We start from the raw sequence: 14328 nt of genomic DNA, 5'->3' as shown, positions 1-14328 counted from the left end.
TGACGAGGAGAGTGCGGCCATGACACAGCGTGATGTACTGACCACCGTCGCGCCGCCGATCTCCGGGGACGAGGCCGGCGCCATGATGCTGCGGCATTTCGGGCTGACCGGCGGCGTCCGTGAACTGAGCAGCGAGCGCGACCGCAACTTCCACATCACCACGCCCAATGGGCAGGGCTATGTGCTGAAGTTCACCAACCCGGCCGAACCGCAGCCGGTCACCGCCTTCCAGACCGGAGCCATGCAGCATGTGGCATCCCGCGACCCGGCCCTGCCGGTGCCGCGCGTCGTGCCGACCCGGGAAGGCGAGGCGCAGACGACGGTCCTGATCGACGGCCATCCGATGATCCTGCGGCTGCTGACCTATCTCGACGGCACGCCGCTCCATGCGGCACCGGCATCAAAAGGACTGATGCGGGCGCTGGGAACGACGCTGGCCCGGCTCGACCTCGCGCTGGCCGACTACGAGCATCCGGGCTCGCAGCGCGACCTGCTGTGGGACATCACGCGCACCGCCAGCGTCGCCGACAAGCTGCATTATCTGACCGACGGTCCGCGCCGCCGGATGGTGGAGCGCTTCATCGCCCGTTTCGCCGACCGGGTCGCCCCGCGCCTGCCCGCCCTGCGCCATCAGGTGATCCACAACGACCTCAACCCGCACAATGCGGTGGTCGATCCGGCCGGGCATCAGGCGGTCACCGGCATCATCGATTTCGGTGACGCGCTGAAGGCGCCGCTGATCAACGATCTGGCGACGGCGCTCGCCTACCACGTCACCAGCGGCGAGACGCCCTTCGGCTCCATCGTCGAAATGACCCGCGCCTACAACGCCGTGCTGCCGCTGACGGCGGATGAGACGGATTTGCTGCCCGACCTGATCGCGGCCCGCCTTGCCCTGACCATCTCGATCACCGGCTGGCGGGCGGCCGAATATCCCGAGAACGCCGCCTACATCCTGCGGAATGCCGAACGCGCCTTCGCCGGGCTGGAAAAGCTGACCGGCGACGAGGCCGCCACCGCACGCACTCTGCTCCACCTCGCCTGCCAGGAAGTGTGACCCGCCATGACCATGATCAACGCCTACGCCCCCGACGCCGCCGGTTCCCTGCCGGAGCGCGAGCGCGCCCTGATCGCCCGCCGCGAAAAGCTGCTCGGCCCGGCCTACCGACTGTTCTACGCCGATCCGATCCATGTCGTCCGCGGCGAGGGCTCATCCCTCTATGACGCCGACGGCAACCGCTATCTCGACGCCTACAACAACGTCGCCTCGGTCGGCCACTCGCGGCCCGAGGTGGTGGAGGCGATGGCGAAGCAGGCGGCGGTGCTGAACACCCACACGCGCTATCTGACCGACGGCATCCTCGATTTCGCCGAAGCCTTCCTTGCGGAATTCCCGAAGGAACTGTCGCACCTGATGCTGACCTGCACCGGCAGCGAGGCGAACGATCTGGCGCTGCGCGTCGCCCGCGTCCACACCGGCGGCACCGGCGTCGTCATCGCCCACAACGCCTATCACGGCGTCACCTCGGCGCTGGCGGAGATGTCGCCCTCGCTGGGCGCCGCGGTGAAGCTGGGCGACCATGTCCGCGTCGTGCCGTCGCCCGACAGCTACCGCATTCCGGACGCAGAGGTCGGTGCCGCCTTCGCCCGGTCCGTCGATGAGGCCATCGCCGACCTGCGCGAGAAGGCCATCGCTCCGGCGGCGCTGCTGGTCGACACCATCTTCTCCAGCAGCGGCGTCTTCACCGATCCGGCCGGCTTCCTGGCCCCGGCGGTCGAGGTCATGCGCAAGGCCGGCGGCATCTTCATCGCCGACGAGGTACAGCCCGGCTTCGGCCGGCTCGGCACCCACATGTGGGGCTTCGCGCGCCACGGGCTGGTGCCCGACATCGTGACGGTCGGCAAGCCGATGGGCAACGGCCATCCGGTGGCCGGCGCCATCTTCCGCCCGGAGGTGATCGAGGCGTTCGGCCGCAGCCAGCGCTATTTCAACACCTTCGGCGGCAACCCGGTGTCCTGCGCCGTGGCGCACGCCGTGCTGCGCGTCATCAAGACGGAGCGCCTGCAGGAGAACGCCCTGACCGTCGGCACGCAGATGATCGACGGCATCCGCGCGCTCGCCGCCAAGCATGACCTGATCGGCGACGTGCGCGGCAGCGGCCTGTTCATCGGCGTCGAGATGGTGCGCGACCGCAAGGCGAAGACCCCGGCGCCGGAGGAAACCGCCCGCGTGGTCAACGACATGCGCCGCCGCCGGGTGCTGATCAGCGCCACCGGCCAGGAAGGGCACATCCTGAAGATCCGCCCGCCGCTGGTTTTCTCGGCCGCTGACGCCACCCTGTTCCTGGGCACCCTCGACGAGGTGCTGGCGGCGCTGTGACGGATGCGGCCGGAACGTTGTCGTTCCGGCCGCATCCCATCCGTCAGGCGCGGCGGGAGAGCTTCACCCCGGGAAAGTCGACCGGCACATCGAGGGCGACGTTCACGTAGTTCGTAAACAGGTTCAGGGCGACATGCGCCAGGATTTCGACGATGGCCTCATCGTCGAATCCGGCTTCGCGCAGGGCGGCGACATCGGCGGCATCGACCGCCGCGCGGTTCTCCACCAGCTTCACCGCGAAGGCGAGCACCGCCGCCGTCCGGGGATCGGCCGAGCGGCCATGCTGCGCCTCAGCCATCTCTGCTCCGCTCGCCCCGGCCTTCTGGCCGAGCAGGGTGTGGGCGGCTAGGCAATAGTTGCAGTCGTTGCGGTCAGCGACCGCCACCGCGATCTGCTCGCCCAGCTTGGCCCCGAGCTTGCCCTGGCCGAGCGCCCCGAACGATCCCCACATGCTGGCGAGTGCCGCCGGTGAATTCGCAACGGCCTTGAACATGTTGGGGACGACGCCGAAGGCGCCCTTGATCCGGTCGAGCGTCGGCTTGACCGTCGCGGCAGACGAGGCTGGATCGACAAGATTGACGTGTGCCATGATGTTTTATCCTTCTCTGATGCTTGGAGGGGGGTATTCGGGCGGTCCGGCGATGGCAGTCGCCGGGCCGCCTTCACTTTTGCACGCTAATTAGCCAGCGTTACTTGGCCGGAACGACCTTGCCCGGCAGCGACAGGGCGCCGGAGGCGACCTTGTGGATGTTGGTGACGCACAGCAGTGGCGCATGCAGGTTGGCATTGACCCGCAGCCCGGCGGTCACTCCGTCGAAGGACGCGGTGGCGATCGCTCCGATCTTCTCGAGCGGGATGTGGACCTCGACCAGATCGGCCTTGAGATCGGTTCGGTAGTCCGGGCTGTCGATCAGGATCGGCGCGCCGGGCCAAGTTTCCGGCAGCCTGGGCTTCGTGCCCTCTGGAATGTCCTTGACCTTCAGTCCGCCGGGACAGGCCTTGTCCTCGTTGAGGACGACCCAGTGGGAATGCCAGCGGTCGCGGTTCTTCCCGCCATAGGCGGCATCGTCGAAATCGGGGTGGAAGGTCACCGCGAGCGCGACGATGCCCTGATCCTTCTCGAAGCCGACATCGGCGGAGTTGAGGGAGGTCGGCCAGACATAGGCGTAGACCTCCGAGCCTTCGAATTTGCCGGTGGCGGACGGCGTCGCCTTGCCGGCATCGGCGCGGACGCGGGTGCTGAAGACGGCATGGCCGTGATCGGTGACGATGCGCGTCTCGACGATGTCGAACGAGGCCATCACCGCCTGATCGGGGGCGGTCTCGATCCCATGCGCGGCGGCCACCGAGAGCCCGGACACAAGGCCGGATGTGAGGCAACAGAGCGCCGTTGCCACGAGGCCGATGCCCCGTGGAGTTCTGAAAGTCATGATGATTTTTCCCTTTCTGAAGGCTTGCTTGGAGGGGTGGCTATCCTTCGGCGAAGGCCGTCCAGGTGGCAGCCTGGACGGCAGGATCAGCCTCTTCGTGTTCGCCGCAATCGAGCCGGAGATCCCGGTCGCCGATGGCGGCGTTCACAAAAGCGCAGTGATGGGGGGCGGCCTCGCCCGGATGGGCGTTCGGCCGGAAATGGCGGCAACTGACGCACAGGCGCTGGACCGGAATGGCCCCTGCCTGTTGCAGCGACCGGATGATCTTGATCTGCGCCCGCAGCAGCCCGGCCTGCTCGGCGGCGGTCAGCTGCGCAAGCGCCGCCGCGATCTGGGAGGCGGAGGAGGCAAGGCTGCGGCCCAACTCCAGCCCCTCGTCCGTCAGGCGGGCGATCTGCGCCCGCGCATCGCTGGGATCGGGCGTGCGCCGCAGCAGCGACTTGCGCTCCAGCGCCGCCAGCGTGTCGGCCATGCTGGCGGCGGAAACCGCGAGATGCGCGGCGATCTCCTTGGGACGAAGGCCGGCGGGCCGGGCCGCCAGCAGGGCCAGCACCTGCGCCTGGGTGGGGTTGAGCCCTGCCGTGCCGGCAGCCGACCAGAGATCGGCGCGCAGCACCAGCGCGATGCGCTCGAAGCCTTCCCGAAGGCGGTGCGGAACAGGGTCGGGGTGCGATGCGTGGTCCATGGATTTAACTTAGGAGTCCTATTTAAATCTGTCAAGCGATTGATCTCCGACCGCGCCATGGGCGTTCTCCTTCGTCCCAAGGAGACTGGAGGCCTTCATGAGAATTCAGTCAATTAGACTTCACGAGCGAAGAGAGTCCCCACATTCGGACTATCGGACGGAGGGGGACATGTCCAAATTTGCAGTACTTCTGCAAAGGAAGATGTGAGCGAGCCTGATCAACCCCTGTGCATTTGCTGATATTTTCCGTGATGGTTCTTTAATACCTAGGGATAGCTTTGAAAGACGCTTAATTCCTGTACTCAATGCAGGCATCGGCGTTCCGCGGCGCCAGGCGGCCGGATCCGGGCCGGCCGACCGCCAACGCAACTGACAGCCAACACACTGACAGGGGACATCACGATGCCATCCGAAGAAGTCCTGGCGCCGGGCGCCACCCGCCGCAGCCTGCTCGTCGGCGCGGCCGCTGCCGGTGCTGCGGTCGCCGGCGCAACCGTGATCGGGGCCGCCGAAGCCACCGCGGCCGAACGTCGCCATGCCGGAGACGCTGCGGCCCACAAGAGCGAAGGGAAACGGACGATGACCAACGGCAAGACCGAAGACGGGTTCGTCACCGCCAAGGACGGCGCCTCGATCTACTACAAGGATTGGGGACCGCGCGATGCCCAGACCGTCATGTTCCACCATGGCTGGCCGCTCAGCGCCGACGACTGGGACGCCCAGATGCTGTTCTTCCTGAACCACGGCTACCGCGTCGTCGCCCATGACCGGCGCGGCCATGGCCGCTCGACCCAGACGGCGACCGGCAACGAGATGAACACCTACGCCGACGACGTGCTGGCCGTGGTTACCGGGCTGGGGCTGAAGAACGTCTTCCATGTCGGCCACTCGACCGGCGGCGGCGAGGTCGCGCGCTATCTGGGCCGTCACGGCACCTCGCGCGCCGGCAAGGCGGCTCTGCTGGGAGCCGTTCCCCCGATCATGGTCAAGACGGAGGCCAATCCCGGCGGCCTGCCGCTGGAGGTGTTCGACGGCTTCCGCGCAGCGCTCGCCGCCAACCGCGCCCAGTTCTTCCGCGACATCCCCTCCGGCCCCTTCTACGGCTTCAACCGGGACGGCGCCAAGGTCTCGCAGGGCGTCATCGACAACTGGTGGCGACAGGGCATGATGGGCGGGACCAAGGCCCACTACGACTGCATCAAGGCGTTCTCCGAGACCGACTTCACCGAGGATCTGAAGAAGATCGACATTCCGGTCCTGGTGATGCACGGCGACGACGACCAGATCGTGCCGATCGCCGATTCCGCGCTGCTGTCGTCCAAGCTGCTGCCGAAGGGCACCCTGAAGGTCTACAAGGGCTTCCCGCACGGCATGGCGACCACCCATGCGGAAACGATCAACGCCGACCTGCTGGCCTTCTTCAAAGCCTGACCCCGCGCTTACCCCCCGCAGGGCCGGGACGGCGCTGCGGGGGCAACCTCGTGCGCAGCTATGAAGGCGCATCCTGCTCCGATGCCGGCCGAGCCGTCGTTCGGGTCAATGACCGACCGGCAGCGCGATGGCGTCGGCCGGTCCCCACTCCACCCCATAGCGGCCGCCCGGACGGACATGTTGGTGGTCGGCGTTGTTGGGAATTTTCACGACCAGCCCGGCGGCCGGACCGTCCGCCAGATGCACGCGGATGTGATCGCCCAGATAGATCAGCTCGGAGACATGGCCGAACAGGCCCCGCCCCTCCCCCTCCCCGGCCCCGGCCCCGCCGGCCACCTCCGCCGGCACCAGCCGGACCTGCTCGGGCCGCAGGGACACGGTGACCGCCGCCCCCGCCTCCAGCCCGGCGGCGACACGGGTCCGCACCACCGGGCCGCCCTCCAGCCGGACGGTGCCACTGTCGCCCTGCCGGTCCGCCAGCACGCCGGACAGCCGGTTGTTCTCGCCGATGAATCCGGCGACGAAGACGGTTGCCGGCTGCTCGTACAGTTCAGCCGGCGTCGCCAGCTGTTCCACCCGGCCGCGGTTGAAGACGGCGATGCGGTCGGACATGGTCAGCGCCTCCGCCTGATCGTGGGTGACATAGACCATGGTCACGCCGAGGCGCTCATGCAGATGCTTGATCTCGAACTGCATGTGTTCCCGCAGATTCTTGTCCAGCGCCCCCAGCGGTTCGTCCATCAGGACCAGATCCGGTTCGAACACCAGCGCCCGCGCCAGCGCCGCCCGCTGCTGCTGTCCGCCCGAAAGCTGGGAGGGGCGGCGCTGCGCCAGCGCGCCCATCTGCACCATGTCGAGCGCGCGGGCCACCCGCCCCTCCGTCTCCGCCCGCCCCATCCGGCGCACCTTCAGCGGATAGGCCAGATTTTCGGCAATGGTCATGTGGGGGAACAGCGCGTAGTTCTGGAACACCATGCCGATGTTGCGGCGGTGCGGCGGCACATTTTGGATTGGCTTGCCAGCCACGCGGATTTCGCCGCGCGACGGCGCTTCGAACCCGGCCAGCATCATCAGGCTGGTGGTCTTGCCGGAACCGGACGGCCCCAGCATCGTCAGGAACTCCCCCTTCGGGATCGACAGGTCCAGCCCCTCGATCACCAGAGTGCGCCCGTCATAGCTTTTCTGGACGCCGGAAAACTCCACAAAGCCCTGTTGTTCCATGATCTTAACCCTCCGGGATCAGGCGGCGTGGACGGGCGGGCGGCGATGCCGCCACGGACGGGCGGCCTCCAGCTGGCCGGCGAGACGGAACAGCGTCGCCTCGTCCCCCACGCGCCCGGTGAACTGCGAGCCGACCGGCAGCCCTTCGGCCGTCCAGGACAGCGGAACGCTCATCGCCGGCAGGCCGGCCATGTTGGCAAAGGTGGTGAAGGCCAGGAACTGCATGAAGCGGTCCATCACCGCCTCGCCGCCATGCAGCCCGGCATCGAAATGGCCGAGCTTCGGAGGCGGCGAGCCCAGCGTCGGCGTCAGCCAGACGTCGTAGCGCTCCAAAAAGCGCCCGAGGATGCGGGAGAAGCCGTGGAACCAGCCGAGATCCGTCACGTAATCCGCCGCCAGGATGCGGCTGCCGCGTTCGAACAGATGGCGGTTGAAGGGCTCGACCTCGCCGGCCAGCTCCGCGGGGGAACAGTTGGTCGCGCGGCCGATGCTCCACAGGCTGCGCGTCGCCGTCATCGACCAGAAACGGCGATAGGCCGACTGGTACTGTTCCGCATCGAACACCGGCTCCGCGACTTCGACCTCATGCCCCAGCTCGGCGCAGAGACGCGCGGTGTCCCGCACCGCCGCCACGCATTCCGGATCGACATCGGTGCCCAGCAGCGACCGGTCGGTGACCGCGATGCGCAGCCGGCCCGGCTCACGCCCGACCTGCGACAGGAAGCTCTCCGCAGGCGGCGCTGCGCTGTAGGGATCGCCGGCCATCGGCCCATGGGTGGCGTCGAGCAGGGCCGCGCTGTCGCGCACGGTCATCGTCACCACATGCTCGTTGACGATGCCGCCCAGGCTGTCGCCGAGGTCCGGGCCCATGGTGATGCGTCCCCGCGTCGGCTTCAGCCCGAACAGGCCGCAGCAGGAGGCCGGGATGCGGATGGAGCCGGCGCCGTCGCCGCCATGGGCCGCCGGCACCATGCCGCCTGCCACCGCCGCCGCGGCGCCGCCGCTCGACCCGCCGCTGGAGCGGGTGATGTCCCACGGGTTGCGGGTCGGGCCGAACAGTGCCGGCTCTGTCGTGCCGAGCGTGCCGAATTCGCACAGGTTGGTCTTGCCGACCGTCAGCAGTCCGGCCCGGCGGTAGCGCACCATCAGCTCGCTGTCATGGTCGACAACGGCCCCGGCCATCAGGCGGGAGGCGCCGGTGGTCGGCGTGCCGCTGACATGGCAGTAGAGATCCTTGATCAGGAACGGCACGCCGGCGAAGGGTCCGGACGATGCCTCCCCCGCCTCCAGGGCGGCGCGCGCCCGGTCGTAAAGCGGCAGGATCACCGCGTTCAGCACCGGGTTCACCGCCTCGATGCGGGCGATGGTGGCGTCGAGCAGGTCGGCGGCGGAGATTTCGCCGTCGCGGATCAGGCGGGCCTGATCGAGAAGATCAAGATAGGTCATGACGCGTCCCTCCTCAGGCGGCGAGGCTGTCGCGGGACAGCGCGTCGGCGACATCGTCCAGCGCGGCGCGCAGCCGCTCCACCAGCGCGTCGATCTGGTCCGGTTCGATGACGTAGGGCGGGCAAAGCGCGATGTTGTCACCCATGTTGCGGATGATCGCGCCATGGGCGAGACAGCGCCGCTCCACCTGCGCTCCCACCCGCAGGGCGGGGTCGAAGTCGCGGCCGGTGGCCGGATCGGCGGTCAGGCCGATGCCGGCGAGCAGGCCGACGCTGCGGATTTCGCCGACCAGCGGATGCCCGGCCAGCGCCTCGTCCAGCGCGGCGCGCAGGTGGGCGCCCAGCCGGCGGGCGCGGCCGACCACGTCGATCTCGTGATAGATGCGGATCGCCTCCGCCGCGACCGCCGCCGACACCGGGTGGCCGGAATAGGTGAAGCCATGGCCGAAGACGCCGACCTCCGCGCTCTGGTCGGCGACAGCCTGATAGATGCGGTCGCTCAGCGCCACCGCGGCGATGGGGATGGCTCCCGACGACAGCCCCTTCGCCATCGACATCATGTCCGGCATGAAGCCGAAGGTCTGGCTGCCGAACCAGTTGCCGGTGCGGCCGAACCCGCAGATCACCTCGTCGGCCAGCAGCAGGATGTCGTGGCGCGCCAGCACTGCCTGGATTTTGGGGAAATAGGTTTCCGGCGGCAGGATCACCCCGCCCGCTCCCATCACCGGTTCGGCGATCATCGCCGCGATGCGGTCGGCGCCCTCCGCCTGGATCAGGGCCTCCAACTCGGCGGAGAGCCGCGTCGCATAGTCCTCCTGGCTTTCGCCCGGCCCCGCATGGCGGGCATGGTTGGGGCAGGCGGTGAAGACCACGCCCTGGTCCGGCAGGTTGAAGGCGCGGTGCATGTGCGGCAGGCCGCTGAGCGCCGCCCCCATCACCGTGCTGCCATGGAAGGCGCCGGTGCGGCTGATGATCTTGCGCTTCTCGGGACGGCCGCGCGCGGCGTTGTAGTACCAGGCCAGCTTCACCATGGTGTCGTTGGCCTCCGACCCGGAATTGGCGAAGAAGATCCTGCCGCCTCTGATCGGCGAGATGGCCGAAATCGCTTCCGCCAGCGCCACGCAGGCGTCGTTCGTGCGGTGGTTGAAGGTGTGGTAGGTCGCCAGCGTCCGCATCTGGCGGGCGGCGGCATCAGCCAGCCGCGCCTCGTCGAAGCCGAGCGACGCGCACCACAGCCCGGCCATCCCCTCGATGTAGCGGCGGCCGGAGTCGTCCACAACATGGACGCCTTCGCCCCGCACCAGGGCGAGCGGCCCGCGCTCCTCATGGGCGCGGGCGTTGGTTTGCGAATGCAGATGCAGGTCGATGTCCAAGGCACGAAGGGCGTTGGTCATGGGATCGGCTCTTCCTGATTGCGGGAATTGGATGGGCGCGCCGACGGCGCTGCGGCCGCGGACCCGGCTGGAGACCGGGTCGGAAGGAGCGGCAACGTCGCGCTTGCCATTCCCGTCTTGTATCTTATAAGTTATAAGTTGTCGAGGGCAATTCGGCGCGCCTTCGCACCCTGCCGCTCACGTTCCAGTGCCGATCCGCTGACAGGAAGACCATGCCAACGACCGCCACCGCCGCACCGGCGCCCGATCCCATGGGCGCCGACCGGACCCTCACACCTGAAATCTTGGGGCCTGCCCCTCTGACACCCGAAACCATCGCCCATCTGGAGGAGCGTGCCCGCCATGTCCGGCTGGAGACGATCCGGCTGATCGCCATCGCCAAAGTCGGCCACTATTCCTCGACCTTCTCCTGCGCGGAGCTGTTCGCGACGCTCTATTACGACGCCATGCGCCTGCGGCACGGCGAGCCGCGCTGGCCCGACCGCGACCGCTTCCTGATGGGCAAGGGCCATGCCGCGGTCGGGCTCTATCCGCTGCTGGCCGACTGGGGCTTCTTCCCGAAGGAGCTGCTGGACGGCTACACCCGGCTCGGCAACCCGCTGGGCGACCATCCGGACATGACCAAGGTGCCGGGGGTGGATTTCAGTTCCGGCTCCATCGGGCATGCCCTGTCCGCCGGGCTCGGCATGGTGATGGGCGGCCGGGTGACGGGCCGGCGCTTCGACGTCTATGTCATGCTCGGCGACGGCGAGATGCAGGAGGGGCAGGTGTGGGAAGCGGCGATGGCCGCCGCCCACCAGAAGGCCGGCAACCTGATCGCCATCGTCGACCGCAACGGCTACCAGCTCGACGGCCAGGTGGACGAGGTGATGGGGATCGAGCCGCTGGCCGGCAAATGGCGCGCCTTCGGCTGGGAGGTGCATGAGGTGGACGGCCACGACGTCGCCGCCCTCGCCACCCTGTTCCGCCGGCTGAAGCAGGACAGCGCGCGCGACAAGCCCGTCTGCATCATCGCCAAGACATTGAAGGGCAAGGGCGTCGGCTACATGGAGCGGGAGGCCGGCTGGCACCTCGGATATCTGGCGCCGGAGGACGAGGCCGCCGCCATCGCCGAGATCATGGGCCAGCCCGCCAGCCCCCGCGAAGCCGCCGCCCAGGGAGACGCCCGATGACCGCCCCGATGACCGACGCCATGACCACAGCCGACATCCTCACCGGACCGGTGGATCCCGGCAGCTGGCAGTATCGGCAGCTCAACTCCCGCGCCCCCGGACTGTCCTACCTGTCGGACGCGCTTTCGGCGCTGGTGGCGGAAGGCCATCCGGTGATGGCCGGGACCGCCGACCTGCAATATTCCAACGGCCTCGCCCGCTTCGCCGCCCGCCATCCCGACCGCTTCGTCCAGTTCGGCATTTCGGAACAGAACATGGTGTCGGCGGCGGCCGGCATCGCCACCACCGGGGTGATGCCCTTCGTGGCGACCTTCGCCTCCTTCCTCGGGCTGTTGTGCTGCGAGCAGATCCGCATGGACATCGCATATTCCGCCCTGCCGGTGCGGCTGATCGGCCATCACGCCGGCATCGCGCTCGGCTTCTACGGCACCTCGCACCATGCGACCGAGGATCTGGCGATCATGCGCTCCATCGCCGGACTGACCGTGGTCAATCCGGCCGACGGGCCGCAGCTGGCCGCCGCGATCAGGGCATCGGCCGACCACCCGGAGCCGATCTATTTCCGCATCGGCCGCGGCCAGGAACCGAACGTTTATGACGACCTCCCGGACTTCCGCTTCGGAAAGGCCATCGAGCACGAAACGGGCAGCGACCTGACCGTCATCGCCTGCGGCACCATGGTTCATCCCTGTCTTGAAGCGGTCCGCGCCCTGCGGGCTTCCGGCCTGTCGGTCGGGCTGATCGACATGCACACGATCAAGCCGCTCGACCGCGACGCCGTGCTGGCGGCGGCCGAACGCTCCCGCATCATCCTGACGGTGGAGGAGCACAACATCCTCGGCGGCCTCGGCGGCGCCGTGGCGGAGGTGATGGCGGAGGCCGGCACGAAGGCGCTGCTGATCCGCCACGGCATCCGCGACGAGTACAGCCTGATCGCCCCGCCGACCCATCTCTACCGCCACTACCAGCTCGACGCCGCCGGCATCGAGACGGTCGTCCGCGACATCCTGACCTGACACCGCCGGCCGGGACGGGCGATTCCGGCTTCGTCCCGGCGGTACCACAAGGACCGACCATGCCCAACAAGACCGACAACGCCGCGCTCACCGCGCGGGCGCGGGCCGTCATGCCCGGCGGGCTGCTCAGCCCCAGCCGCCAGCTGGCCCACCCCTATGTCTTCGTCCGCGCCGCCGGGCCGTACCTGTACGATGCCGACGGCAACGAGCATGTCGACTATCACTGCGGCTTCGGCGCCAACATGCTGGGCCACTGCGCCGCCGCCGTGCGCGACCGCGTGACCGCGGTGTCCGAGCGCATCGACCTGATCGGCGCCGCGGCGCTGGACCTGGAGATCGAGGCGGCGGAAACACTGGTCCGCCTGATCCCCTGCGCCGACCGGGTGGCCTTCTGCAGCAGCGGGTCGGAGGCGACCTACCATGCCCTGCGGCTGGCCCGCGCCGCCACCAGGCGGCGCACCGTCATCAAGTTCCAGGGCGGCTATCACGGCTGGCACGATTACGTCGCCATGAACGTGCAATCGCCGGCCGACCGCATCGGTCGATACGACCCGGTGTGCGACGGCATCCTGCTCGACGCCGCGCGGCACACCATGGTCCTGCCCTACAACGACGCCCAGGCGTTCGAGGATTACCTGACCGCCCATCCGGGCGAGGTCGCCGCGGTGATCGTCGAGCCTATCGCCCACAACATGGGATCGGTGATCGCCCATGACGCCTTCCTGCGCGACCTGCGCCGGCTGACCGCCGACCATGGCACCGTGCTGATCTTCGACGAGGTCATCACCGGCTTCCGCCACGCGCTGGGCGGCTACCAGTCCATCGCCGGGGTGACGCCCGACCTCGCCACCTTCGGCAAGGCGGTGGCCTCCGGCCATCCGGTCGGAATCCTGGCCGGCCGCGCCGATCTGATGGAGCGGCTGGCACGGACCGGCGAAGGGGCGGTCTTCATGGGCGGCACCTTCAACGGCACGCCGCCGTCGCTGGCGGCCCTGCTGGCGACCATCGGCGAATTGGAGCGGCCGGGCACCTACGAGCGGCTGTTCGCGCTCGGCGACCGCATGCGGAACGGCCTGTCCGCCATCGTGGAACGGCTGGGGATCCCGGCGCAGCCGGCCGGCTACGGTTCGGTCTGGCTGCTCTATTTCTTCCAGGGCGTCTTCCAGCGCTACGAGGATCTGCTGCGCAACGACAATGCCGCCGACCTTGCCTTCCGCCGGAGTCTGGTGAAGCAGCGCTTCATCTTCCAGCCCCTGCCGCTGAAGCGCCTCTACCTGTCGACCGCCCATGACGAGGCGTTGATCGACCGCACGCTGGACGCCATCGCCGAAACGCTGCAAGCGCTGCATCCGGCGATGCGGGTCGGCGCCTGACTTTCTGTGTTATAGCTTATAGGACGGCAGGAGGCGACGCCGCGGCGCAGCCCCTGCCGTTCGTCCGTGTGTGAGGAGATGACGTCGTGCGAATGCAGCCGATCGAACCGGGAAACCTGTCGGCGCGGTCCTATGTGGCGGTGCGCGAAGCACTGATCGCGGGAAGTTTCAAGCCGGGCCAGCGGCTGGTCATGCAGGATCTGGCGGACGAGTTGGGCACCAGCATCACGCCGGTGCGCGAAGCCTGTCTGCGGCTGGTCAGCGAACAGGGGCTGGAACTGCGGTCGGGGCGCTTCGTCTGCGTGCCGGGGCTCAGCCTGTCGCGCTATCTGGAAATCCGCACCATCCGCATCGCGCTGGAAGGTCTCGCGGCGGAGATCGGCGCCGCCCATGCGACGGCGGCGGACATCGCCCGGCTGACCGAGGCGCATGCGCGATTCGACGCGGCGGAGCGCGCCCGCGATGTCGCGGCGGCGCTACAGTACAACCGCGACTTCCATTTCACCGTCTACCGGCTGTCGGGAATGGAGATGCTGGTCGGCCAGATCGAAAGCCTGTGGGTGTCGATGGGACCGATCCTGAACGTGTTCTACAACGAGGTCGAACACGACGATTACGCCGGTGCCGACGAGCATCTGGCCCTGATCGCCGCCCTCCGCGCCCATGACGGCCCCGCGGCGCGTGCCGCTATCGGACGCGACATCGTCCGCGGCGGCGAGAGCCTGATCCCGTATCTGGAAAAGGTCGGCCAATCCCTGACGCCGGCCTGACCCTGACGCCG

The 14328-nt window shown here is 68.4% G+C and carries 13 protein-coding genes; 7 read left to right on the top strand and 6 right to left on the bottom strand.

Annotated elements, in window-relative coordinates; translation table 11 throughout:
- The first annotated feature begins 19 nt into the window (after positions 1 to 19).
- Complete coding sequence (locus ABNQ38_RS05540) at positions 20 to 1057, top strand: phosphotransferase (protein ID WP_377806108.1); 1038 nt, start codon at positions 20 to 22, stop codon at positions 1055 to 1057.
- A 6-nt stretch (positions 1058 to 1063) separates the two neighbouring features.
- A complete protein-coding gene (locus tag ABNQ38_RS05535; protein WP_377806107.1) occupies positions 1064 to 2380 on the top strand; it encodes an aspartate aminotransferase family protein in 1317 nt (438 codons plus the stop codon).
- A 43-nt stretch (positions 2381 to 2423) separates the two neighbouring features.
- On the opposite strand, the gene ABNQ38_RS05530 is transcribed toward ABNQ38_RS05535, so the two are convergent.
- From ABNQ38_RS05530 to ABNQ38_RS05520, 3 genes are all read right to left on the bottom strand, one after another.
- Positions 2424 to 2969 carry a carboxymuconolactone decarboxylase family protein gene (locus ABNQ38_RS05530; RefSeq protein ID WP_377806106.1) on the bottom strand — a complete coding sequence of 182 codons (546 nt, stop codon included), beginning with the start codon at positions 2967 to 2969 and terminating at the stop codon, positions 2424 to 2426.
- Between the two features lie 100 nt (positions 2970 to 3069).
- Positions 3070 to 3810 carry a hypothetical protein gene (locus tag ABNQ38_RS05525; protein ID WP_377806105.1) on the bottom strand — a complete coding sequence of 247 codons (741 nt, stop codon included), beginning with the start codon at positions 3808 to 3810 and terminating at the stop codon, positions 3070 to 3072.
- 40 nt (positions 3811 to 3850) lie between these two features.
- Positions 3851 to 4495 (bottom strand): MarR family winged helix-turn-helix transcriptional regulator, encoded by a 645-nt coding sequence (locus tag ABNQ38_RS05520; protein ID WP_377806104.1) that lies wholly within the window; start codon positions 4493 to 4495, stop codon positions 3851 to 3853.
- A 579-nt stretch (positions 4496 to 5074) separates the two neighbouring features.
- On the opposite strand from ABNQ38_RS05520, the gene ABNQ38_RS05515 reads away from it, so the two are divergent.
- A complete protein-coding gene (locus ABNQ38_RS05515; protein WP_377806228.1) occupies positions 5075 to 5926 on the top strand; it encodes an alpha/beta fold hydrolase in 852 nt (283 codons plus the stop codon).
- A gap of 105 nt (positions 5927 to 6031) precedes the next feature.
- Here ABNQ38_RS05515 and ABNQ38_RS05510 read toward each other — a convergent pair whose 3' ends face one another.
- From ABNQ38_RS05510 to ABNQ38_RS05500, 3 genes are read right to left on the bottom strand one after another with little or no spacing between them, the layout of a single operon-like run.
- Positions 6032 to 7147 (bottom strand): ABC transporter ATP-binding protein, encoded by a 1116-nt coding sequence (locus ABNQ38_RS05510; protein WP_377806103.1) that lies wholly within the window; start codon positions 7145 to 7147, stop codon positions 6032 to 6034.
- 18 nt (positions 7148 to 7165) lie between these two features.
- Complete coding sequence (locus ABNQ38_RS05505) at positions 7166 to 8593, bottom strand: amidase (RefSeq protein WP_377806102.1); 1428 nt, start codon at positions 8591 to 8593, stop codon at positions 7166 to 7168.
- A 13-nt stretch (positions 8594 to 8606) separates the two neighbouring features.
- The gene (locus ABNQ38_RS05500; RefSeq protein ID WP_377806101.1) at positions 8607 to 9986 is read right to left on the bottom strand and encodes an aminotransferase; all 1380 of its coding nucleotides are present in this window, start codon (positions 9984 to 9986) and stop codon (positions 8607 to 8609) included.
- 212 nt (positions 9987 to 10198) lie between these two features.
- Here ABNQ38_RS05500 and ABNQ38_RS05495 point away from each other — a divergent pair, with 212 nt between their 5' ends.
- The 4 genes from ABNQ38_RS05495 to ABNQ38_RS05480 all read left to right on the top strand — a co-directional run bounded on the left by ABNQ38_RS05495 (position 10199) and on the right by ABNQ38_RS05480 (position 14317).
- Positions 10199 to 11158: a transketolase gene (locus ABNQ38_RS05495; RefSeq protein WP_377806100.1), complete on the top strand. Its 960-nt coding sequence runs from the start codon at positions 10199 to 10201 to the stop codon at positions 11156 to 11158.
- Entirely contained in the window at positions 11155 to 12174 is a 1020-nt protein-coding gene (locus tag ABNQ38_RS05490) for a transketolase family protein (RefSeq protein ID WP_377806099.1), read from the top strand. The genes ABNQ38_RS05495 and ABNQ38_RS05490 overlap by 4 nt, the downstream gene beginning before the upstream one ends.
- 59 nt (positions 12175 to 12233) lie before the next feature.
- Positions 12234 to 13547 (top strand): aspartate aminotransferase family protein, encoded by a 1314-nt coding sequence (locus ABNQ38_RS05485; RefSeq protein ID WP_377806098.1) that lies wholly within the window; start codon positions 12234 to 12236, stop codon positions 13545 to 13547.
- Positions 13548 to 13639: 92 nt separating this feature from the next.
- The gene (locus ABNQ38_RS05480; protein WP_377806097.1) at positions 13640 to 14317 is read left to right on the top strand and encodes a GntR family transcriptional regulator; all 678 of its coding nucleotides are present in this window, start codon (positions 13640 to 13642) and stop codon (positions 14315 to 14317) included.
- The last annotated feature ends 11 nt before the right edge of the window (positions 14318 to 14328 follow it).

This window comes from Azospirillum sp. A29 (assembly GCF_042604625.1).
Classification (GTDB): domain Bacteria; phylum Pseudomonadota; class Alphaproteobacteria; order Azospirillales; family Azospirillaceae; genus Azospirillum; species Azospirillum palustre.
The sequence above is the reverse complement of the archived record's forward strand: the minus strand, read 5'-3'. Positions and strand labels throughout refer to the sequence as shown.